Here is a 23,344-nt window from a genome sequence, read left to right on the forward strand (position 1 = left end):
GCACAAAACAGAAATTTTAACCAAAACGTAGGGACACACTGCGTGTGTCCGTTATAAAATCAAATTATTTCAATAGGTTAAAATTCGGACACACGCAGTGTGTCCCTACAAGATAACAAAAAACCACGTTGTGCAACTGCTGCATAATACCGGAGTTTTCTCTTTTTCCTATATAATTATGCAACAAATTAAATATTATATGCAGAATATGAAAATCAACTTAATCCATAGCCAAACTACCCTTGATTTCAATAATGAAACGAGTCTGCTCGATCATCTCGAACGTAATAATGTTCACCACGAATACCAATGCCGTAGCGGTTATTGCGGTTCCTGTCGTGTGAAGATCAAAAAAGGCAAGGTGTCCTATCCGGAAGCGCCCCTTGCCTTTGTTCAGCCTAATGAAATTTTATTATGTTGTTGCCGTGTAGAAACGGATCTTGAGTTGGAATTATAGATTATTCAAATCCAATACATCGGTCATATCAAACAACCCATGGGATTGTTTTTCCAACCATTTCCCAGCCCGCACTGCCCCATTGGCGAAGGTCATTCGGCTGGAGGCTTTGTGGGAAATTTCTACCCGTTCGCCAATGTCTGCAAACCAGACAGTATGCTCGCCCACCACATCGGAGGCTCGGATCGTGGAAAAACCGATTTCATCCGCTTTACGCTCACCGGTGATGCCCTCACGAGAGAAGACACCATGGGTTTTCAAATCACGCCCCAAAGTTTTCGCAATATGTTCCCCCATAGAAATCGCTGTGCCTGACGGTGCATCCACTTTATGGCGATGATGGGCTTCAATGATTTCAATATCGCAATAATCCCCCATCACTTTGGCGGCCTTTTCCAAAAGTTTGAAAACCAAATTCACCCCAACACTGAAATTAGAGGCAAATACAATGGCAATTTTTTCAGCGGCAGATCGAATGGCGACTTTGCCTGCTTCATCAAATCCTGTGGTTCCAATCACCATTTTTTTATTATTCGCCACACAAAATGCCATATGCTCAAGCGTGCCTTCCGGACGGGTGAAATCGATCAATAAATCAAAGGCATCTTTTTTCGCCTCGAGATCATCAGATACCGCCACACCAAGCTGACCAATACCCGCCAGTTCTCCCGCATCCGTGCCCACCAATGATGAGCCTTTGCGCTCAAAAGCTGCGCCTAATTCCACGCCTTCTGCTGAATGAACCGCTTGAATGAGCTGACGCCCCATTCTTCCGCCGGCACCGGCGATTGCAATTTTCAATGTCATCGTTACGTCCTCTTTTAGTGAATCATCTCTGTGATGCCGCTGTAAATTAACACGCCACCAAAGAACAAAAATACTATGCCGGCCGTGTTATCAATATAACGGCTATATCGGCTATAAAACTGTTTCGCAATACTACGCGAAAAAATAAAAGAAATCAGGTAAAAATAAAAAAACGTCACTAAGACAATTAACCCGAATGCCGCCCCCATTTCCCAGATTTCCGTCATTTTAGCCAACACAAAAGACATCACACTGGAAAAATAGACTACGGCTTTCGCATTGGATAAATTCACCAACAAGCCTTTTAAAATTTCTTTTTTCGCATTGCTTTGTTGGTTTAGCTCCTCATCCGAAAGCGGTTTAAACTCGGCATTTTGTTTACTACGCACCAGTAAAAAACCGAGATAAGCCAAATAGTTTCCGCCTAATATCATAATCACCCCCTGTAATGCCGGCATTGTGGCAAATAACACCGTCAAACCCAGCATTGAAACCGCAGCCCAAAATGCGACCCCTAAGGTAATGCCAATAATGCCATAAAGGGTATTTCGGTGAGAATTACTTGCTGCCATTCGGCTCACATAGAAGAAATCCGGCCCCGGTGTCATTAACCCAAATAAATGCACAATGAGTAAATTTAGCACTTTATCCCCACGCTTGAATCAAGAAAATCACGATAATCGCATAAATCGCTGCCAATACATCATCCACCATAATGCCAAAACCGCTTTCTAATTTTTTGTCAAAATAACGGATCGGAAATGGTTTTAAAATATCGAAAAAACGAAAGAGGATAAATGCCGTTAAGATCCACGGCAAGGATAAGGTCGGGATAGCGGCAAGCACGATAAACACACCGACAAATTCATCCCAGACAATAGATCCGTGATCGTGCACCCCCATATCCTCAGCGGTTTTTTGACATAAATAACAGCCGAAAACAAAGCAAAGTGCGGTCAAAATTAAGAAGGTTTTTGTACCTAAAAGTGCAAGTAACATCACGCCTAATAGGGTGCCAAGGGCGCTGCCCCAAGTGCCTGGCGCAGGGTGAAGCAAGCCGGAACCGAACCCCACAGCGAATAAATGAATGGGATTTTTTAAAGAAATGCGTTTTAATGGATTATCTTCAGTCATATTTATTCCTTGAAATGATCAAAACCAAGATTTGGTGAATAGTCAATTGGCTGACCGTCACGAAAAAAACGAATGGAAAACTGACCGCACTTTTCCCCAAAAGGCGATACAATACGCCCAATACAGGTACAAGGCACATCAAGATTTTTTAAACGGGATTCAAACATCGATTGATTTTCCGGCGGCACAGTAAAGCACAATTCATAATCTTCTCCACCACTTAAAGCAAATTGCTCCGCTTGCCTACGATCATAGCGGTTTAACAATGAGGGGGAAAACGGTAAATGGGAAAGATCAATTTCCGCAGCACATTGACTACGCTTGAGTATATGCCTGAGATCAGAATTTAATCCATCAGAAAGATCAATAGCGGCATTGGCAATACCAACTAAGGTTTCTCCAAGAACAAGGCGTGGGGTGGGGCGAAGATGGCGTTGTTGTAAAAATTCTTCGTCAAAACCGACCGCACTTTTACCCGACAAAATTTGTTGCAAACCGGCAGCACTGTCGCCCAAACTCCCGGAAACATAAATCAAATCCCCTACTTTCGCTTGATGGCGGCATAAGGCTTTTCCTTTTTCCACGAGCCCTTGTGCTGTAATGGTAACGGATAATGTGCCCTTTGTCGTATCACCGCCAATTAATGTGACATTGTAATTCTTTAAGGTTTGTAACAAACTTTGGCTGAATGCGGCAAGCCAAACTTCATCTGCTTTTGGTAAAGTTAAGGCAAGGGAAATCCATCTAGGCTGTGCGCCCATGGCGGCTAAATCACTTAAATTGGTCGCCACCGCTTTATACGCCAAGTCTTGCGGTGAAATGCTAGGCAAAAAATGGGTATGTTCCACCATGGTGTCGGTGGTGATGGCAAGCCAGCTATTTTCCGGAAGCGTTACTAAGGCACAATCATCGCCAATGGATAATTGCACAAAATCATCGCAAGTTTGCGACTGTTCAAAATAATCTTTGATTAAATCAAATTCGCCCATTGTATTTCCCCCCAGGTTACCGCCTACATTTATACCGCTATTTTGAGGCTTGTGAAAACTGATCTAAGCGTGCTTTAATTTTTTCAACATTTTCTACCGTAAAAAATTTATCAATGTTTTTCCAAACGGAATGATAACCGTAAGGGGCTTGTTGCATTTCTCGTTTGGCTTCATTTAAATCCCAATTTTGGTATAGCACACGATACATTGCCACAATCAAACCGGTGCGATCCGCACCGTGATAGCAATGCACCAACACAGCGCCATTTTCTTGATTTTGACGAATTTGCCATAAAATAGCAGCAACCTCTTCAGGCGTGATAGCCCAAGTTAAAAGCGGTGTATTGATCAAATGAATATTTTTATGCCCGAATGCTGATTTATCATCATTACGATCAAAAAAGCGTAAATTGACGATGGTTTTGATATTTAATTGATCTAACAAAGGTTCGGCTTGGCGCTCTAATTGTTCGCTGCGATAAAAATTGTTATCCACACGATACAGATTGTCTTGTTCACTGATTAACGTAGCCCAATGCGCTGTATTTGTTGGGGGCTCGTTAGGGGCTGTAGTACAGGAAACTAACATTAGCATCGCAAAGGCGATAACGCTTTGTTTAACCATAAATTTTGAGGGGAAAGCAGGGATACTTTTTGGCATAAAAATCCTTAGTAGAGAAGAAATGTAGGGATAGCCAATATGCAAGTCTAAAGTGCGGTTGATTTTCAGTGAGTTTTCTATTCCGTAATAAAAAAAGCACAAGTTCATCCTTATTTTCATTTTCAGTGATAACGTTGGAAACTCACGCTATTTTATCGAATTATTTTCGCCCTAATGCCGGTGCGATTTTATCTAATACACCATTAATATATTTATGGCTATCGTCCGAACCGAACACTTTTGCGACTTCAATGGCTTCATTAATCACCACTTTATAGGGCACATCAAGCTCAAAACGCAACTCATATACGGCTAAGCGCAAAATGGCTTTTTCAATAGGATCAAGTTCCTCAAAAGTGCGGTCAATATAAGGTGTAATGGAAAAATCCACGATTTCCATATTTTCCACAGATTGGCGGAATAATTGACGAAAATAAGGTTTATCCACGCCATTTAAATCTTGCTCCAGCATAAAGGCAAGCTCGACTTCTTCCGCCGTATTGCCGGAAACTGCCCAAGAATACAAGGCTTGCACAGCACATTCACGTGCCCGACGACGAGCCGATGTTTTTTTCACCTGTTTTTGCTCTGTCATCGCTTATGCCACATCAATTTGTTGAAGAAGATTGAGCATTTCAAGGGCAACGAGTGCAGCCTCTGCACCTTTATTACCCGCCTTAGTGCCTGCTCGTTCAATGGCTTGCTCAATATTTTCGGTAGTCAGCACACCAAATGCCACAGGAATTTCCGCCTCCATCGCCACTTTGCCTAAACCGCTACTTGCCTCACCTGCCACATATTCAAAATGTGCCGTACCACCACGAATCACTGTTCCCAATGCCACAATCGCATCAAATTTTTTGCTTTCCGCTAAACGACGAGCAACCAACGGAAGCTCATAAGCACCCGGTGCACGCACGAGAGTGATATTTTCATCTTTCACTTGACCGATACGCTTTAACGCATCGACTGCCCCCTCTAATAAACTTTCATTAATAAAACTATTAAAACGGGCAATGACAACAGCCACTTTTGCGTGAGGTGCAGCAACAACGCCTTCTAAAACTTTCATAATTTTTCCTATGTTAATCATCCTAATAAATTGGTGGCAGATTCTAGCACAAAAATTACTGCCTATCAGCATTTATATTGGGCTGTGTTAAACCAAGTGCGGTCATTTTTTAAGGGATTTTATTCCTCATCAATCACAAATTCAAACCAATCGATCACGTCATTTTCATGCACACCATCAGCAATGAAAATACCGGCATTTTTCACCGATTGTTCATCACCCGAAATCAACGGATGCCACTTAGGTAAAGCTTTCCCTTCATAAAGCAGCCGATAAGCACAAGTCGCCGGCAACCAATGAAAATCAGGCAAATTCTTTTTCGTGAGTTTTGTGCAATCCTTTTCAAGGCGAAAACGAGCTTCATAATGACCGCACTTTCCGGTTTCTAAATTCAATAAATTACAGGCGATACGGGTGTAATAAAGTTTCTGCCGTTTCCCACGCCCTTGGATATATTTGCGATAACAGCATTTTCCACAACCATCACACAACGCCTCCCATTCGGAATCGGTCATTTCAAGAAGGGATTTAGTTTGCCAGAAATTAGGTTCAAATTGCATAATAATTTGTTAATAAAAATAGGGGTATGCTCAAATGTCATAGCACATTCATTTTGTGTTAAATCCCCAAAAATCGTTCAAAAAAAGCTTTAAGTTTGCCAAGCACTGTTTGACGTTTTTTACTACGCTGATTATCTGGCGTGAAGCGCGACATTGGCGGTAATACTTTGTCAATCAAAGTGCCTGCTTCACTAAATACACCATTTTCAAAAGCTCGATTGACAAACTGCTGTGTCGCTTCAGGATTGAGATTTTCATCGTGAATAATATCGCCCAATTCTTTTTGTTTCGCATGCTCAATATGAGAACGCCAACTTTCATCAATATCTGTATTTGGAGTAAGTGAGTGAATAAAGGTTTGAATCAACACTTTCTTATTGCGTAGCTCGACACTCGCATCAACCGCTTTTTCAATGGTAACCAGTAAGGTTTTATCTTTGCCATTCTTAGCCTGATACTGTCGGATAAGCTCAAGAATATAATCAATGTTGATTTCAACTTGTTTGATCAACTCCATTTCAAACACAATATCATCATTGATATTTTCAGCGTCATTTTCTTTGGTTTGACGAAATTCTTCGTAAAGATCAATATACAAAGAGTGATAATCTTGAACATCTCGCTCCGTTAAAATTTCCAAACCTTTAAATTGATCAAACACAGAGAGAATATTTTGTAATTTCAAAAATGTACCATAAAGTTTAATAAATTCTTTTTTCGCTTTCTCACTCTCAACTCTTTCGCCAATCGGAAATTTCTCCAAAAGCTCAGCTACAATGTCTGTATAACCACGCTGTTTTTTACCCTTTTCTTCATAGCCTTCATAATAATCTTGGAATGATTTCATTAAAACCAATCCGCCTGCTTCTTTGTCTCCGAATAAGGCAATACTTTCATTTGTCGCCTTTTCTAAATTGCGAAAGCAAACAATATTTCCAAAGCGTTTAACCGAATTTAAAATCCGATTAGTACGAGAATAGGCTTGTAACAAACCGTGCATTTTTAAATTTTTATCTACCCAAAGCGTATTGAGCGTTGTTGCATCAAAGCCCGTTAAAAACATATTCACAACAATTAACAAATCAATTTCTCGATTTTTCATTCTCAAGGAAACATCACGGTAATAGTTTTGAAATTTTTCCGCTGAAGTGTCGTAAGTGGTATTAAATAACTGGTTGTAATCCGTAATGGTATTTTCTAAAAAATCCCGATGGCTTATACTTAAACCTTCTGTATTTTCTGAGTTTTCATCATCAATATTATCCTCATCAAATTCATTATTTGCCCCATAACTAAAAATAGTCGCAATTTTGAGTTTTTGTGCTTCAGGTAATGCGGCTTGCTGTCGCTGAAACTCTTGATAATAACTTTTTGCCACATCAATAGAACTCACGGCAAAAATAGAATTAAATCCACTCAATCGCATTTTGGTTCTTATTTCTTCAATAGTACGGCGATCTTTGACTGAAGCAAGATGTTCAATATTTAACAAGCGGTTAAAAAAGTACGATTTATTGCGAAGGGTTTTCTGGGCAAAATGCTGCAAAATATAAGTAACAATCTTAGCAATTCGCTCTGGTGCATTCAATGCCCGTTCACGATCAATATCACTTACTTTTTTATCCTTAATATCATCGGCTTCCTTAATGGTACGGATATAATCCACCCGAAACGGCAACACATTTTTATCGGCAATAGCATTAACAATCGTATAAGTATGTAATTTTTTGCCAAACATTTGCTCGGTTGTTGCAGCTAATGAAGACGAAAGGGTGCGGATATTTTGTTGTGTATTTTGAGCAAAAATCGGCGTTCCCGTAAAACCAAATAGGGCATATTTTTTAAAGGCTTTGGTGATGGCTTGGTGCATTTCACCAAATTGTGAACGGTGACATTCATCAAAAATCAGTACTATATTTTCATTTAAAATTTGATGTGAATGATGACGTTTAATAAAAATGGCTAATTTTTGAATTGTGGTAATAATAATTTTGGCATTAGGATTGCTTAATTGTTCCGTCAAAATCTTGGTGCTGGTATTACTATTTGCCGCCTCTTTTTGAAATTTGTCATACTCTTTCATTGTTTGATAGTCCAAATCTTTCCGATCCACCACAAACAACACTTTATGAATAAAAGGTAACTGGCTGGCAAGCTGTGCCGTTTTAAACGACGTTAAGGTTTTGCCACTGCCTGTGGTATGCCAAATATAGCCCCCAGCATCGACTGAACCAAATTGTTTATAATTTTGTGCAATCTGTAACTTATTTAAAATACGCTCGGTAGCAACGATCTGATAAGGGCGCATCACCAATAACAAGCGGTCAGATGTGAACACACAATAACGAAATAAAATTTTCAGCAAACTATGTTTGGCAAAAAAGGTTTTAGTAAAATCCATTAACTCGGTAATCGGCTTATTTTCTGCATCTGCCCACCACGAGGTAAATTCAAAACTATTACTGGTTTTCTGCTTACGGCGATGATTGCCTTGTTGTTCTTTTAAATGAGCATCACGGGTGGAATTACTATAATATTTGGTCAATGTACCATTTGAAATCACAAATAATTGCACATATTCAAATAATCCGCTTCCAGCCCAAAAACTCTCTCACTGATAGCGGTTAATTTGGTTAAAGGCTTCACGAATATCCACCCCACGCCGTTTTAGCTCAATATGCACCAACGGCAAGCCATTGATCAGCACGGTAACATCATAGCGGTTTTGGCGAGGCGTTTCATTGACTTCATACTGATTTAACACTTGCAAATGGTTGTTATGAATATGCCCCTTATCCACTAAACGAATATTTTTGGTTGTGCCATCATCACGGGTTAAAAGCTGAATTTCATTTTGTTGAATTATCTCGCTTTTCTCGGCAATACCGCTATTTTTATTGGCAATCACCTCATTAAAAAAGCGTTTCCACTCGCTTTCACTGAAAATATAACTATTCAAGCGCTCTAACTGGTGGCGTAAATTGAGGATTAAATCTTGCTCGGTATGGATAAACAAACGTTCGTAGGCTTGTGAGGTGAGTTGTTGAATAAAAGCTCTCTCCAGCTCGGCTTCACTTTGGTAATGTTCCTCTCGTACGGCATTATCTCGTTCATATTTCGCCACCACCGTACTTTCCGGATTTTCCAATACCAAATCAAGATAGTTCATTTTTGCCTCGTTTATTTTAGACCTTATTAGCAATCAATCCCATATTGTTCTTTAATCATATGATTACAATATAAAGCAGCCCCACTTAAATCAGGGCAAAGCGTTCCTCGGTGAATATTCATTTGTCTTAAATCTAGTAAACAATTCTTTCTAATACTAGGAGAACTTTTAATATATATTTTACAAATATAGCTGGCTATTTCATTGGCTTTAGTGATATTAACTCTCCTTAAATTATCAATTAGCATATCCTCCAATGTTGTACAATAAGGAGCAATAGTAAATAATCCTGATTGATTTACCAACCTTCCAAAAGGATCTTTACTAGGTTCAAAGAATAGCTGCTCTTGAACTTCATTATTAGAGAAAAGATTTATCAACTTTGTTTTATTTAACGCATAAATTACTCGATAATTATCCTCATGTTGTTGATGTTCAAAAGCAAAAAACAATGCAACATAAGGAGATTGAGTCCAATCTAATAATGGAGTAGCAAGATCATAGTGTTGCCCTATTGCCCAAAAGTCATTATCAGTCATATCAGACAAATAAGTTTTATCCTTAAAAATTCTACGACATTCCTTCCTAAATTGATTTAAATGAACATCTCTTAAATCTAACGATTTAGATCCAATACGTTCTAATGTAGATTCTAACTTCCAATTATGATCTCTATGTCCTCTAAATATCCAATCAGAGCCAACACCATCAAAATGTTCTGTATATAACAAACAACGTAAAGCATCGTAAGATCTAATCTTAATTGATGGTACATAAGAACTAATAGCAAAATTTAAATTATTTGATTGGCTTTTACGTATATAATCTCGAGACGATAAATCATCACTATATATATCCCCCTCATTGCTGAGAGCGTCCCAAAATTCTAATTCTTCAGGAATAGATTGTTTACACATTGAAGTCATTTTTACACTCCCTAAAAGCTAATAATTTATCTCTGTAATACTCATACTGCTGGCGACGGGCATTGATTTCCGCAGGTAAGCCTGTTGTTAAATCGTTTACCAGTTTATCGAATTTATCCAAAATATCCACTATCATTTGTTGGATTTCGAGTGGGGGTAAATAGAATTTATATTTTTTTAGATTATCTGTCGAAATCCTAATGACTTTAGTTCCTGTTGCATACATTTTCTTAAAATCAAGAAAATGTTTTGTTTGAAATAAATAAGCCATATATTTAGCGTTTTGATTGTGTTTAATAATCAAAGCATCTCCACTAATTGCAATACTTTCTTTCCCTAACCACGCAACCACTTTACACACATCACTCACATTTTCACTGGTCGTTGCCATAACCAAATCACCAAATGAAGCCATTTTAGCTTTTTTAGCAAATTCTTCCGAAACAAAAGATTTTGTTGTATGCGTAAATGTGCCGTAATAAGTATAAATCTGCCCATAGTGAATACAACCGACACCACTTTCCACAAAATCTTTTTTCTGTAAACCGCTTCCTCTTATAAAAGTACCGATTTCCCCCAACGCCACCATTGGCACACCTTGCGGGCAAAGTTGTGCCAAGCGTTGCCAGATGGGGTTACTTTCGTACCCCCCTATCAGTTATACTATCAAAGGTCAAGAGTTTATTTCGATAATATTCATATTGTTGTTTTCTAGCAGAAAGTTCAGCTTCCAGCGTAGCTTCCAGCGTAGCTTCCAGCGTAGCTTCCAGCTCAGTGAAAATGTCAAGTACTTTTACAATTTTTTCTTGAATTTCGAGTGGGGGAATGGGGATTTTTACCTTCTTAAGAATTTGTGCATTGATATTAGTTTGTGAACCAGTACCAAGAGATTTGATATATTCATATTGATGTGATAGGTAATAAAATACATAACGATAATTTAAAATATCTTTATCTAGTTCTAGATTTGCACAAGCTTGGTTAGTTGTCATAGGAATTTTATTTATACCTACTCTACCAACTGTTGCACCATACATTGCAACAATTACACAATTTTTAGGTATCCATTTAGCACTAGAGTTTCTTAGCCCTTTTTCAGTAATTTTTATTTCTGTATCCCAAATCTCACCAAAATTTACCTCTTGAGTTCTTAACCAAGGAATATCTCCACCGTAATACTCATTAACACTAGTTTTGGGAGTCCCCCCAGAAGATATTTTAATTGCAACTTCTCCTAGCTCTCTAAACTCCACCCCATCAGGACAAAGACTTTCTAGCATTTTTTCAATTTCGTTCATTGGCTTTTCTCTTCGTGTCTTATGATATCTACATTTTGCAAAAAATCAGTGGAAACCGACCGCTCTTTTTAATGATTTTTTGAATACTTTAGGCTTTTTTCAAAATCAGAAATTATTTTTTGGGTTTTATTAAACTCATCGTATTCTGACTTTGCTTTAATTTCCGCTTGCTTTTTCGTTACTTGCCCTTTGCCTTCCAAAATGTTGTATTTCCTGAAAGCTAAAAACGCATCAATACTTGTAGCAAACTCTTCCATCGTAAAGGTATTTTCTCGTTCAATTAAATCTTCAATATAGTCAAAATACCCTGTTACCGCCCGCTCTAATTGTCTGATTTGCTTTTCGTCCAAATAATTTTTAGCAATGGTCACATCGCTTTTTAAAATTCTTCCCTCCGGAGCATTTTTCCACGAAGTCAGCCCCATATTTTCTTTATTTCGATCAGCGGATTCGTTGATAATCTCTGCGGCGGTTTTACCCGTAATCGCATAGTGAAATTTATTCTGAACCATTGCGTAAAATACGTGGGTAATCTCGGCATCTTTATCATAATCCAAACTACATTCCGCAAAAATATCGGTAATTTGTAGCCATATTCTTCGTTCACTTGCCCGAATTGAACGGACTCGTTCTAAGAGTTCTTTAAAATAATCTTTACCAAAAGCCGTTTTCCCTTGTTTAAGGCGTTCATCGTCCATTACAAAACCTTTAGTCATATACTCTTTAAGCACGCCTGTCGCCCAAATCCTAAACGTTGTCGCCTTGCGTGAATTAACACGGTAACCCACGGAAATAATGGCATCAAGGTTGTAAAAATCTATCAGACGTTTGACTTGACGACGTCCTTCCATTTGAACTATTTCCATTTTGGAAATCGTTGCCTCACTTTGTAACTCTCCCTCTGCAAAAATATTTGTAAGGTGTTTAGAAATAGCGGGAATTTCAACATCAAACAACTGCGCCATTGCTTTTTGCGTGAGCCAAATGGTTTCATCTTTCACAACGACATTGACAGAAACCGATTCTTCCGATGTTCTATACATCAAGTAATTGAGTTCATTAAGCGGTTTCATCATACATCCTCAATTTCCGCCACAATAGCATCAATCGCTGTGCGAAGTTCGGTTTGCTGTTTCATAATCTCGGCAATACGATCGTTAAGTTCAGCAATATCCACTTTTTCACTGGTATCTTCTTGCTCAACATAACTTGAAACGGAGAGATTGTAATCGTTCTCGCCAATTTTGCTATTTTCCACCAGCTCGGCAAAGTGCGGTTGATTTTCGCGTTGTTTCACTGCGTGGTAAATGGTGGCTATGTTTTCCGCAGAAAGTTTATTTTTATTGCCGCCTTTGACAAATTGATTGCTGGCATCAATAAATAAGACCGCATTATCGGTTTTACTCTTTTTAAGCACGATAATGCAGGTAGCAATCGTTACGCCGAAAAATAAGTTTTGAGGCAACTGAATGACGGTATCGACATAGTTATTATCAATCAGATATTGGCGAATTTTTTGCTCTGCACCGCCACGATATAACACGCCCGGAAACTCAACAATCGCTGCCGTACCATCGGTGGCAAGCCAGTGAAGCATATGCATCGTAAAGGCTAAATCTGCCTTACTTTTCGGCGCAAGTATGCCTGCTGGGGAAAAACGGGGATCGTTAATAAGTAACGGATTGCTGTCGCCGTCCCATTTGATAGAGTATGGTGGATTGGAAACAATCGCATCAAAAGGTTCATCGTCCCAATGGTGCGGTTCGGTCAGGGTATCGCCGAGGGCAATATCAAATTTTTCGTAGTTAATATCATGCAAAAACATATTGATACGGGCAAGATTGTAGGTCGTGATGTTAATTTCCTGCCCGAAAAATCCTTGTCGAACCTTGTCTTTACCCAGCACTTTAGCAAATTTTAGCAATAATGACCCGCTTCCACAGGCGGGATCATAGACTTTATTGATGCTCTCTTTATCGCCAATTACAATTTTTGCCAATAATTCCGATACTTCTTGTGGGGTAAAAAATTCACCGCCTGATTTTCCTGCATTGCTGGCATACATTGCGATTAAGTATTCATAGGCATCACCAAATAAATCGTTGTTGTTCTCTTGGTAATCGCCCAATTTAAGAGAAGCAACCGCATTGAGAATTTTGGTCAGCCGTTCATTACGTTTTAGTACTGTTGCCCCTAATTTATTGCTATTGACATCAATATCAGCAAATAGCCCTTTGAAATCGTCTTCGCTTTCCTCACCCAATGCAGAATTTTCAATGTTTTTAAACACTCGGCTTAGAATTTCATTAAGATTTTCCTGATGTAACGGAGCATTTTTTTGTACATTTTCAAAAAGATCGCTCGGTAAAATGTAAAAGCCTTTGGCTTGTACGGTTTGTTCCCGACCATATTCCGCCGTTTGATTATCTAATTTGGCATAATCGAAATCAGGATTGCCCGCTTTCCATTCCCCTTGATTGATATAACTCGCCAAATTTTCAGAAATAAAGCGATAAAACAACATTCCTAACACATAGGACTTAAAATCCCAGCCTGTTACGCTCCCACGCAATTCTTCTGCGATAGCCCAAATGGTTTTATGCAATTCTACACGCTCTTGTTCTTTGCTCATTTTTTCCTCGTTTTATGTGATGTAAGATTCAGGAAAGAAATTGTCTCATTCTGCACATTATCCTAATGTTTATCCAAAAAAAGTGCGGTCAAAATCACCCTTGTTTTTGACCGCACTTGCTTGAATGAAAACTAAAAACTTTCTTTTAGGCTAACGGTGAGGTTAAACACTAAATGTTCAGGGCGGCTGTCTTTGCTGTCTGCACAGAAATAGCCTTCACGCTCAAATTGATAGCCTTTTTCCGCTGCCGCATTGCCAAGGCTTTGTTCGACAAGTCCGTGTTTCACCACAAGGGAATTTGGATTGACCACTGAACAAATGTCTTCTTCTGCCCCCGGGTTTGAAACCGTAAAGAGTTTGTCATAAAGACGGAATTCTGCCGGATGGTTATGCACCGCCGAAACCCAATGGATCACCCCTTTTACTTTGCGACCATCTGCCGGATTTTTGCCTAATGTGTCCGGATCATAGGTACAAAAGATAGTGGTGATTTCACCATTCGCATCCTTTTCCACCCTCTCTGCTTTAATCACATAAGCGTTGCGTAAACGTACCTCTTTACCTAACACAAGGCGTTTATATTGCTTGTTGGCTTCTTCACGGAAATCCGCACGATCAATATAGATTTCTTTAGTGAAAGGCAGTTGACGCTCGCCCATTTCCGGTCGATTAGGGTGATTGGGTGCAGTCAAGATTTCTTCGCCTTCAAAATTTTCGATAACCACTTTCACCGGATCAATCACCGCCATGGCACGACACGCATTTTGGTTGAGATCATCACGAATACAGGCTTCTAATGCACTGTATTCCACCACATTATCTTGTTTGGTAACCCCAATACGGCGACAAAACTCACGGATAGATGCCGGTGTATAACCTCTACGGCGTAAACCTGAAATGGTCGGCATACGGGGATCGTTCCAACCGTCCACAATACCATCTTCCACCAATTTCAATAATTTACGTTTAGAAGTAAGCGTCCCTTCTAGATTTAACCGTGAAAATTCATATTGATGCGGTAATGGACGTTCAATAGAAATATTATCCAATACCCAATCATACAAACGGCGGTTATCTTGGAACTCTAATGTGCATAATGAATGGGTAATGCGTTCAAGAGCATCGGAAATACAATGGGTGAAATCGTACATTGGGTAAATGCACCATTTATCAGCGGTTTGATGGTGTTTGGCGAATTTAATCCGATAAAGCACGGGATCACGCATTACCATAAAAGGCGAAGCCATATCAATTTTCGCCCGTAAACTGGCTTTTCCCTCCGCAAACTCACCGTTTTTCATTTTTTCAAATAAGGCTAAGTTTTCCTCAACAGTGCGATCACGGTAAGGGCTGTTTTTACCCGGCTCTGTTAGCGTGCCACGATATTCACGCATTTCTTCTGGAGAAAGCTCGTCCACATAAGCCAAGCCTTTTTTGATTAATTCAATAGCATAATCATAGAGCGTATCAAAATAATCCGAGGCATAATGCACCTTACCTGCCCATTTGAAGCCTAACCATTCCACATCTTCTTTAATGGAATCCACATATTCCACGTCTTCTTTTAAAGGGTTGGTATCATCAAAACGTAAATTACATAAACCGTTATAATCTTTTGCAATGCCAAAATTCAAGCAAATGGATTTCGCGTGGCCGATATGCAAATAGCCGTTAGGCTCTGGTGGAAAACGAGTGTAAACTTCTTTGTGTTTACCGCTTGCTAAATCTTCATCAATAATTTGGGTAATAAAATTGTGCGGACGTGTATTTTCCGCATTGTCTAAACCATGTTCTGTATTGCTCATAATCTTCTCAATCAATAGAAAAATAATCCTGCTATTTTATACGTTTTGCCACTAAAAAGCGAGCTGTCAGAATAGTCGTTTTCTTTCCTAATTTTTAGCTAATTTTGCTATGTAAAAATTCATTATCAAGCTAAACCTATTAAAAGATAGCTTGTCTTATACCCAAATTTCTCGTGCAAAGCACCTGATTTATCATTAAAATACACAAACTGAACAAACGTTCATTAATTAAAATTTGATTATTGGAATAAAATCTCAATGAAAAAAATTTTCGTTATACTCGGACTTTTAATTATAGGCGGCATTGCCTACGCTTTTTTAGCCGGCAATAGCCATCAGCAATCCACTTATCTCACCGAAAACGTTACCCGTGGCAATATTGAAAAAACCGTGGTGGCCTCCGGTTCGATTAGTAGTATTAATGAAGTGGATGTCGGGGCACAGGTTTCCGGTAAAATCACCAAACTTTACGTTACTCTCGGGCAAGAGGTGAAAAAAGGCGATTTAATTGCCGATATCGACTCCACCACGCAAATTAACAATCTCAACACTAAAAAAGCGGCTCTTGCCAGCTATCAGGCGCAATTAAAAGCCAAAGAAACCGCTCTGACAGTGGCACAATCCGCCTATTCCCGTTATTCAAAATTATATGGGCAAAAAGCCACTTCGCTGGATGAACTAAACAATGCCAAAAACACCTTTGATGCAGCAAAATCCGAAGTCGATGCTTTAAAAGAATCCATTAAACAAGCGGAAATTGAAGTAAACACAGCAGAAACCAATGTGGGCTACACACAAATTACTTCGCCTATTGATGGCACCATCATCTCTACCCCCATTTCCGAAGGGCAAACCGTCAACTCCGCACAAACTACTCCAACTATCGTAACAGTAGCGGATTTAACTAAAATGCGAGTGAAACCGGAAATTTCAGAAGGCGATATCACCAAAGTGAAAGCCGGACAAGCCGTGAGTTTTACCATTTTGTCCGCTCCTAACACCCACTATAAAGCGGTGATTTCCTCCGTTGATCCGGCAACCACCACAAAAAGTGACAATACCTCCAGCTCATCAAGCAGTTCAAGCACCTCAAGTAGCACAACGGCGGTCTATTATTACGCCAATTTAATTGTGGATAATCCTGACCGCACCTTGCGAATTGGAATGACAACGGAAAACAATATCAAAATTGCCGATGCCCAAAATGTCTTGTTGGTTTCCAATATGGCAATTCAAAAAAGAGAGGGAAAAACCTTCGTCAATATTTTGAATGAAAACCATCAACCTGAAATGCGTGAAGTGGAAATTGGCGTACAAAACGATTTTCAAACGGAAATTAAATCCGGTTTAGCCGAAGGTGAAAAAGTGATCGTCTCGCAGGTTGCCGTTGGCGAACAGGTTGGTAATAGTGGCCGTGGGCCGAGAATGTTTTAAAGTGCGGTAAAATTTGATGAATATTATTGAAATTAATCAACTCAACCGCTACTTTGGCGAAGGCGAAAATCGGGTTCATATTCTCAAAAATATTTCTCTCACTATTGAGAAAGGCGATTTTGTGGCGATTATTGGGCAGTCCGGTTCGGGAAAATCCACACTGATGAATATTATCGGTTGTTTGGATACGGCAACCAATGGCTCTTACAAAATTGACGGTAAAGAAACCCATCAACTTTCAGCGGATCAACTTTCTGATTTACGAAGCCAAAAATTCGGGTTTATTTTCCAACGTTATAATTTACTTTCCAGTCTCACTGCGGCAGAAAATGTGGCATTACCTGCTATTTATGCAGGTCAGCCTCAAGCCCAACGTTTTGAACGGGCAAAACAATTGCTCGAAAAATTAGGCTTAGGTGATAAATGGCAAAATAAGCCCAATCAGCTTTCCGGAGGGCAGCAACAGCGTGTGAGTATTGCTCGAGCTTTAATGAACGGCGGTGAAATAATTTTAGCAGACGAACCCACCGGCGCATTGGATTCCCACAGTGGGCAAAATGTGATGGAAATCCTGCGTCAACTCCACTATGAGGGGCATACCATCATTATGGTAACCCACGACCGTGACATTGCCGCCAGTGCAAACCGTGTTATTGAAATTAAAGACGGCGAAATCATTGCGGATAGTCAAAAAGAAAGGGTAAAAAGTGCGGTTGAAAATCAAGTCAAAATGAAACCGCACTTTGGCTTTAGCAAAGATCAGCTTATTGAGGCGTTTCGAATGTCTGTCAGTGCCATTGTCGCCCATAAAATGCGTTCGTTACTCACTATGCTTGGGATCATTATCGGGATCACATCGGTGGTTTCCGTGGTGGCACTCGGCAATGGTTCACAGCAAAAAATCCTTGAAAATATCAAAGGTATCGGCACCAGCACTATGACGATTTTCAATGGCACAGGCTTTGGCGATCGCCGTGCCGAGCAAATGCAAAATCTCACCGTCAATGATGCCAATGCGTTAAATCAACAGAGCTATGTGCAAAGCGTGACACCAAATAGTTCCTCCAGTGGTACATTGGTGTATGGCAATCAAACCTTCTCTTCCACCAGCCTAAAAGGGGTCGGCGAGCAATATTTTGATGTAGAAGGGCTTAGCCTCAAACAAGGTAATTTCTTCTCTGCACAGGATGTATTGGAAAATAATCAAGTGGCGTTAATTGATGAAAGTGCGAAAAAAGCCATTTTTCCAAATGAATCCGCTTTAGGCAAAGTGGTGATGTTTAATAAACGCCCACTGCGGATTATTGGTGTAGTATCGGACCGACAAATGGGCGGTGCAAGCAGTTCTTTGAATGTTTATGCGCCTTACACCACGGTGATGAACCGTATTTCCGGTAGCAAAAAAATCAGCTCCATCACCGTGAAAATTGCCGATGATGTGAATTCCACCGTGGCGGAAAAAGGCATCACTGAATTACTCAGCCTACGCCACGGCAAAAAAGATTTTTTCGTGATGAATAGTGACACCATCAAACAAACCATTGAAAGCACCACTGGCACAATGAAACTATTGATTTCCTCCATTGCCTTTATTTCGCTGATTGTCGGTGGCATTGGGGTGATGAATATTATGCTGGTTTCCGTCACAGAACGTACCAAAGAAATTGGCGTGCGAATGGCAATTGGTGCTCGTCAAACCAATATTTTGCAACAATTTTTGATTGAAGCGGTGTTGATTTGTTTAATCGGTGGTATCACCGGTATTTTGCTTTCCGGTTTAATCGGATTGCTATTTAACCTATTTATGACGGATTTCACCATGGCATTTTCCACCGCCTCGATTATCACTGCGGTGTTATTTTCAACACTCATTGGCGTGGTATTTGGCTATATGCCTGCAAAACGGGCGGCACAATTGAACCCGATTACCGCCCTTGCCCGAGAATAGAAATAGATTTTGTAAAACCCTAAAATGCGGTTAAAATCACCCGCACTTTTAATAATGTCGAAATGGTATCACCGTTGTACAAACTCATTGAGGATTATTCGTAGGGACACACTGCGTGTATCCGTTATAAATTCAAATTATTTCAATATGTTATAAACGGACACACGCAGTGTGTCCCTACATTTTGTGCACTGACACCAGATACGATGATGTTTGAATGAAGGAAAAAACAATGTTAAAAATGAAAAAACTGACCCTTGCCCTTGTCATGGCAACTACTCTTGCCGGCTGTGCCAATATTGGCGATTCTTACCAAGCGAGCCTTGAGGACTATCAAAAATATGAAGAAATCACCAAGCAATTCAACGTAAAAGAAAATTGGTGGGCACTTTATAATGATACACAGCTTAATCGCGTGGTCGAGCAAGCGTTATTAAATAACAAAGATCTCGCCAAAGCTGCCGTTGCCGTTAATCGTGCGCTTTATAATGCAAACTTAGTCGGCGCAAATTTAGTACCGAGTTTTAGCGGTTCAACCTCATCAGATGCAAAACGCCGTATTGATACGAGTGCAGGGATGACAGCTTCCTCAACATCTACTTCAACCGTTTCACACACCGGCTCATTAAACGTTGCTTATACTCTTGACTTATGGCGTCGTTTAGCTGATTCAGCCGATGCGGCAGAATGGACACACAAAGCCACAGCACAAGATTTAGAAGCAACAAAATTGTCTTTAATCAACTCCGTGGTGACCACCTATTATCAAATAGCTTATTTAAACGATGCCATTACCACCACGGAAGAAAGCATCAAATATTACAATGACATCAGCAATATTATGCAACGTCGCCTAAGCCAAGGTGTTGCCGATGCGGCAAGTGTGGATCAAGCCCAACAATCGGTTTTAACAGCGCGTAATAATTTGATCAATTACCAAACCCAACGTAAAACGGCAGAGCAAACACTGCGTAATTTACTGAACTTAAAACCGGAAGAAGCATTAAACATCACTTTCCCACATATTCTTAATGTGAAAAATGTGGGGGTGAATTTGAATGTACCGGTTTCCGTGATCGCTAATCGTCCTGATGTGAAAGGTAACCAATACCGTTTAAGCAGTGCCTTTAAAAACGCCAAAACGACACAAAAAAGTTGGTTCCCGGAAATCACTTTGGGTGGTAGTTTAAGCTCAACCGGCAATAAAGTGGGCAATGCGCTTCATAGCCCTGTTGCAGCCGGCACGTTGGGAATTAGTTTACCTTTCCTCAACTGGAACACGGTGAAATGGAATGTGAAAATTTCTGAAGCGGATTATGAAACGGCACGTTTAAATTATGAGCAAAGCATCACCACCGCACTCAATGATGTGGACACCAACTATTTTGCTTTCACTCAAGCACAAAGTGCCTTTGCCAACCAGCAAAAAACCTTTAACTACAATAAACGCATCACCCAATATTATCGTAATCGCTACAACGCTGGGGTGTCCGAATTGCGTGAGTGGTTAAATGCGGCAAATACCGAAAAAACCTCACAACTTGCTATTTTACAAGCAAAATATAGCTTAATTCAGGCAGAAAACGCCGTATATAGTTCAATGGCGGGCTATTATTCCCGTTAATGATGGTTAATAAGGAAGTTTCGGCTTCCTTATTTTTTTACTCGGTTTATAAAAAATGAAAAAACAACTGACTTTTTATTTTATCCGCCATGGCAGAACCCTTTGGAATGAACAGGGGTTAATGCAAGGGCATGGCGACTCGCCCCTCACGGAACAAGGCATTTTAGGCGCACAAAAAGCAGGAAAAGCATTACAGTCTATCCCCTTTGTCGCAGCTTATTCCAGCATTTTAAAACGCACCATTGATACGGCAGAATACATTATTGGCGAACGCAATATTCCGCTTTTCCAACATAAAGGACTAAACGAACAATTTTTTGGAAAGTGGGAAGGTCAATGGGTTGAAACCTTGCGTGAACAGGCTGAATTTAAACAAATGTTAAGCGATCCGGCAAATTACAAAGCCGAAACAAACGGTGGTGAAACCTTTGAACAACTCGCCGAGCGTGCTATGTCGACCTTGCAGGATATCATAAAAATTCATGACAAGGGCAATATTCTCATCGTTTCCCACGGTCATACATTACGCTTACTTCTCGCTCTGCTTGGCGGTGCGACTTGGCAAAATCATCGAGAAGAAGGCAAATCCGTTTCCCTACTCAACACTGCCATTAGCGTTGTGCATTATGACAGCGAAAAAGGATTTAGCATTGAAAAAGTGAATGATGCGGGGCATTTGTAAAATCTCCCCCTGCCCCTCTTTACAAAAGGGGGGGGATCTGTCATCTCCCCCTAACCCCTAAATGATGCCGGGCATTTTGGGAAAAAGAGCGGTCATTTTTTATCTTGTTTTTCGGTATTATCCGATTACTGTAAACAAACAGGTATTCCAACAAGTAGGGACACACTGCGTGTGTCCGCTTATAACATCTTGAAATAATTTGATTTTGTAACGGACACACGCAGTGTGTCCCTACGCTAAAACCTTTCCCAAATCGGCTCTACGCCTTCAGGAAGATCGAGATTTTTGCCTAATTCCACCCAACCACAAGGAAAATGGAAATCCGATCCTACCGAGCCGAATAAACCAAACTCATTTGCCCAGCGGGCGAGCATTTGGCGTTGGTCTTTGGTTTGTCCGTAGCCGGAAATTTCCATGGCCTCGCCGCCCCAAGTTTTGAAATCAGTGATTAATCTGCGTATCCATTTTCCCGTTAGCTTGTAACGCAAAGGGTGCGCAATGACCGCCATTCCGCCTGCCGCCTGAATGGTCTCAATGGCAGTGGAAATATCCACCCATTCCGCTTTAACGAAAGCAGATTTCCCTTGCCCTAAATAGCGTTTGAAAGCCTGTCCGTCATTCGACACTTTGCCTAGTTGGACTAAATATCGGGCATAATGAGCCCTTGTCACTTCCCCATTCGCCAAGGTCTTTGCGCCCTCATAAGCATTGGGGATACCGGCTTTTTCTAATTTCTCCCCAATTTCTAACGCTCTTTTCTCACGCAGGGCTTTTTGCTGTGCCAAAAGTGCGGTCATTTTCGGGTGAGTTTTATCAAAATTCAGCCCTACAATATGAATTCCCCGCCCTTCCCAAGTGGTAGAAATTTCTACGCCGGTAACCAATTCAATCCCCATCTCTTTTGCCGCTAAACGTGCCTCATCAATGCCGCAAACCGTATCATGATCGCATAATGCCAACACATTTACGCCTTGCTCTGCGGCGCGTTGCACGACTTCAGTGGGGCTTAACACGCCATCTGATGCGGTGCTATGGCAATGTAAATCGTATATTTTTGTCATTATTTAATGGTTTTTACTAATTCTTTCACTAATTTCGGCCCGTGATAAATCAACCCGGAATACACTTGCAATAATTGAGCGCCGGCGGCTATTTTCTCTTGGGCATTTTGCACGCCGTCAATGCCACCGCTGCCAATAATCGGGATTTGCCCTTTCAATTCTTCATTTAATCGTTTAATGATCGCTGTGCTTTTCTGTTGCAACGGTTTACCGCTTAATCCGCCCTGCTCTTCGGCATTTTTCAACCCGGTCACATTATCACGGGAAATCGTCGTATTGGTAGCAATCACCCCATCCATTTTATGACGAACCAACGTATCAGCAATTTGCACCAATTCCGCTTCCGATAAATCCGGCGCAATTTTCACCGCAATCGGCACATATTTATTATATTGATCCGCCAAAATGGCTTGACGCAACTTGATGCTTTGCAACAAATCATCAAAATAATCGCCGTATTGCAACTGACGCAAATCCGGCGTATTTGGTGATGAAATATTCACCGTAATATAACCGGCATAGTTGTAAGCTTTGTTCAAACAGAAAATATAATCGTCTTTGCCGTGTTCTAATGGAGTTTGTTTATTTTTACCGATATTGATACCAATCACCCCACGATAGCGTGCTTTTTTCACATTTTCGATCAAATAATCAATGCCGTTATTATTAAACCCATTGCGATTAATAATGCCTTCTGCTTCAATCAAACGAAATTGGCGAGGCTTCGCATTGCCATCTTGGGCAAGAGGGGTCACCGTGCCCACTTCCACAAAACCAAATCCCAACGCCCCAAAACCATCAATGGCATCGCCATTTTTATCCGCCCCCGCCGCCAAACCTATGGGGTTTGGAAAACGCACGCCCATCACGGTTTTCGCCAAACCTTTTGGCGTACCAATAACGGATTTAAGCAGCGTCTGCAACAGCGGATGGCCGGCAAATTTTAAACATTGGAGGGTGAAATTATGGGCGGTTTCCGCATCCATTTGAAAAATACATTGACGGAATAAGTTATACATACTCGTTTATCTCTCGGGATAGTTGACTGTAAAAAAAGTGCGGTCAAAATCCGGTATTATGTAGCA

The 23,344-nt window shown here is 40.4% G+C and carries 23 protein-coding genes and 1 pseudogene; 5 read left to right on the plus strand and 19 right to left on the minus strand.

The genetic code is table 11. The features are described from left to right. Nucleotides 1-208: 208 nt before the first annotated feature. Entirely contained in the window at nucleotides 209-457 is a 249-nt protein-coding gene (yfaE, locus tag BKK50_RS09790; RefSeq protein ID WP_077417648.1) for a class I ribonucleotide reductase maintenance protein YfaE, read from the plus strand. Here the strand turns inward: yfaE and dapB are convergent. The 17 genes and pseudogenes from dapB to glnS all read right to left on the minus strand — a co-directional run bounded on the left by dapB (nucleotide 452) and on the right by glnS (nucleotide 15,510). Beyond that, nucleotides 452-1,264 (minus strand): 4-hydroxy-tetrahydrodipicolinate reductase, encoded by an 813-nt coding sequence (gene dapB, locus BKK50_RS09795; protein WP_077417628.1) that lies wholly within the window; start codon nucleotides 1,262-1,264, stop codon nucleotides 452-454. The genes yfaE and dapB overlap by 6 nt on opposite strands. 14 nt (nucleotides 1,265-1,278) lie before the next feature. Further along, a complete protein-coding gene (locus BKK50_RS09800; RefSeq protein ID WP_077417629.1) occupies nucleotides 1,279-1,908 on the minus strand; it encodes a homoserine/threonine efflux transporter in 630 nt (209 codons plus the stop codon). A gap of 1 nt (nucleotide 1,909) precedes the next feature. Then, a complete protein-coding gene (locus BKK50_RS09805) occupies nucleotides 1,910-2,398 on the minus strand; it encodes a phosphatidylglycerophosphatase A family protein (RefSeq protein ID WP_077417630.1) in 489 nt (162 codons plus the stop codon). Nucleotides 2,399-2,400: 2 nt separating this feature from the next. Further along, nucleotides 2,401-3,387: a thiamine-phosphate kinase gene (gene thiL, locus BKK50_RS09810; RefSeq protein ID WP_077417631.1), complete on the minus strand. Its 987-nt coding sequence runs from the start codon at nucleotides 3,385-3,387 to the stop codon at nucleotides 2,401-2,403. Between the two features lie 37 nt (nucleotides 3,388-3,424). Next, nucleotides 3,425-4,012, minus strand: coding sequence for a dual specificity protein phosphatase family protein (locus BKK50_RS09815; protein ID WP_370597118.1), 588 nt, complete (start codon nucleotides 4,010-4,012; stop codon nucleotides 3,425-3,427). A gap of 196 nt (nucleotides 4,013-4,208) precedes the next feature. Beyond that, nucleotides 4,209-4,643 (minus strand): transcription antitermination factor NusB, encoded by a 435-nt coding sequence (gene nusB, locus BKK50_RS09820; protein WP_077417633.1) that lies wholly within the window; start codon nucleotides 4,641-4,643, stop codon nucleotides 4,209-4,211. A 3-nt stretch (nucleotides 4,644-4,646) separates the two neighbouring features. After that, complete coding sequence (gene ribH, locus BKK50_RS09825) at nucleotides 4,647-5,120, minus strand: 6,7-dimethyl-8-ribityllumazine synthase (protein ID WP_077417634.1); 474 nt, start codon at nucleotides 5,118-5,120, stop codon at nucleotides 4,647-4,649. A 119-nt stretch (nucleotides 5,121-5,239) separates the two neighbouring features. After that, on the minus strand, nucleotides 5,240-5,680 hold the full coding sequence (locus BKK50_RS09830) for a YcgN family cysteine cluster protein (RefSeq protein WP_077417635.1): 441 nt from the start codon (nucleotides 5,678-5,680) through the stop codon (nucleotides 5,240-5,242). A gap of 58 nt (nucleotides 5,681-5,738) precedes the next feature. Further along, on the minus strand, nucleotides 5,739-7,106 hold the full coding sequence (locus tag BKK50_RS13130; RefSeq protein WP_341864592.1) for a type I restriction endonuclease subunit R, EcoR124 family: 1,368 nt from the start codon (nucleotides 7,104-7,106) through the stop codon (nucleotides 5,739-5,741). Nucleotides 7,107-7,211: 105 nt separating this feature from the next. After that, nucleotides 7,212-8,258: pseudogene (locus BKK50_RS13135) on the minus strand (HsdR family type I site-specific deoxyribonuclease); the annotation flags it as partial. Nucleotides 8,259-8,291: 33 nt separating this feature from the next. Continuing rightward, nucleotides 8,292-8,849, minus strand: a complete 558-nt coding sequence (locus BKK50_RS12710) for a type I restriction endonuclease (protein WP_208606210.1) — start codon at nucleotides 8,847-8,849, stop codon at nucleotides 8,292-8,294. Nucleotides 8,850-8,875: 26 nt separating this feature from the next. Further along, the gene (locus tag BKK50_RS09840) at nucleotides 8,876-9,775 is read right to left on the minus strand and encodes an FRG domain-containing protein (RefSeq protein ID WP_077417636.1); all 900 of its coding nucleotides are present in this window, start codon (nucleotides 9,773-9,775) and stop codon (nucleotides 8,876-8,878) included. Beyond that, nucleotides 9,759-10,364: a restriction endonuclease subunit S gene (locus tag BKK50_RS09845; RefSeq protein WP_077417637.1), complete on the minus strand. Its 606-nt coding sequence runs from the start codon at nucleotides 10,362-10,364 to the stop codon at nucleotides 9,759-9,761. The genes BKK50_RS09840 and BKK50_RS09845 overlap by 17 nt, the downstream gene beginning before the upstream one ends. 46 nt (nucleotides 10,365-10,410) lie before the next feature. Further along, a complete protein-coding gene (locus tag BKK50_RS09850; protein ID WP_077417638.1) occupies nucleotides 10,411-11,073 on the minus strand; it encodes a restriction endonuclease subunit S in 663 nt (220 codons plus the stop codon). 68 nt (nucleotides 11,074-11,141) lie between these two features. Beyond that, nucleotides 11,142-12,149 carry a virulence RhuM family protein gene (locus BKK50_RS09855; protein ID WP_077417639.1) on the minus strand — a complete coding sequence of 336 codons (1,008 nt, stop codon included), beginning with the start codon at nucleotides 12,147-12,149 and terminating at the stop codon, nucleotides 11,142-11,144. Continuing rightward, entirely contained in the window at nucleotides 12,146-13,705 is a 1,560-nt protein-coding gene (locus tag BKK50_RS09860; protein ID WP_077417640.1) for a type I restriction-modification system subunit M, read from the minus strand. The genes BKK50_RS09855 and BKK50_RS09860 overlap by 4 nt, the downstream gene beginning before the upstream one ends. A 131-nt stretch (nucleotides 13,706-13,836) precedes the next feature. Further along, nucleotides 13,837-15,510 carry a glutamine--tRNA ligase gene (gene glnS, locus BKK50_RS09865; RefSeq protein ID WP_077417641.1) on the minus strand — a complete coding sequence of 558 codons (1,674 nt, stop codon included), beginning with the start codon at nucleotides 15,508-15,510 and terminating at the stop codon, nucleotides 13,837-13,839. Between the two features lie 258 nt (nucleotides 15,511-15,768). On the opposite strand from glnS, the gene BKK50_RS09870 reads away from it, so the two are divergent. The 4 genes from BKK50_RS09870 to BKK50_RS09885 all read left to right on the plus strand — a co-directional run bounded on the left by BKK50_RS09870 (nucleotide 15,769) and on the right by BKK50_RS09885 (nucleotide 21,198). Beyond that, nucleotides 15,769-16,944: an efflux RND transporter periplasmic adaptor subunit gene (locus BKK50_RS09870; protein WP_077417642.1), complete on the plus strand. Its 1,176-nt coding sequence runs from the start codon at nucleotides 15,769-15,771 to the stop codon at nucleotides 16,942-16,944. A gap of 16 nt (nucleotides 16,945-16,960) precedes the next feature. Then, the gene (locus BKK50_RS09875; RefSeq protein WP_077417643.1) at nucleotides 16,961-18,892 is read left to right on the plus strand and encodes a MacB family efflux pump subunit; all 1,932 of its coding nucleotides are present in this window, start codon (nucleotides 16,961-16,963) and stop codon (nucleotides 18,890-18,892) included. Nucleotides 18,893-19,124: 232 nt separating this feature from the next. Continuing rightward, entirely contained in the window at nucleotides 19,125-20,516 is a 1,392-nt protein-coding gene (gene tdeA, locus BKK50_RS09880) for a toxin/drug exporter TdeA (RefSeq protein WP_077417644.1), read from the plus strand. A 55-nt stretch (nucleotides 20,517-20,571) separates the two neighbouring features. After that, entirely contained in the window at nucleotides 20,572-21,198 is a 627-nt protein-coding gene (locus BKK50_RS09885; protein WP_077417645.1) for a histidine phosphatase family protein, read from the plus strand. A gap of 236 nt (nucleotides 21,199-21,434) precedes the next feature. Here BKK50_RS09885 and rnm read toward each other — a convergent pair whose 3' ends face one another. Both rnm and pyrD read right to left on the minus strand, forming a co-directional pair. Then, the gene (rnm, locus tag BKK50_RS09890; protein ID WP_077417646.1) at nucleotides 21,435-22,259 is read right to left on the minus strand and encodes an RNase RNM; all 825 of its coding nucleotides are present in this window, start codon (nucleotides 22,257-22,259) and stop codon (nucleotides 21,435-21,437) included. Next, entirely contained in the window at nucleotides 22,259-23,278 is a 1,020-nt protein-coding gene (pyrD, locus tag BKK50_RS09895) for a quinone-dependent dihydroorotate dehydrogenase (protein WP_077417647.1), read from the minus strand. The genes rnm and pyrD overlap by 1 nt, the downstream gene beginning before the upstream one ends. Nucleotides 23,279-23,344: the final 66 nt, after the last annotated feature.

The organism is Rodentibacter rarus, from assembly GCF_001998965.1.
GTDB classification, from domain to species: domain Bacteria; phylum Pseudomonadota; class Gammaproteobacteria; order Enterobacterales; family Pasteurellaceae; genus Rodentibacter; species Rodentibacter rarus.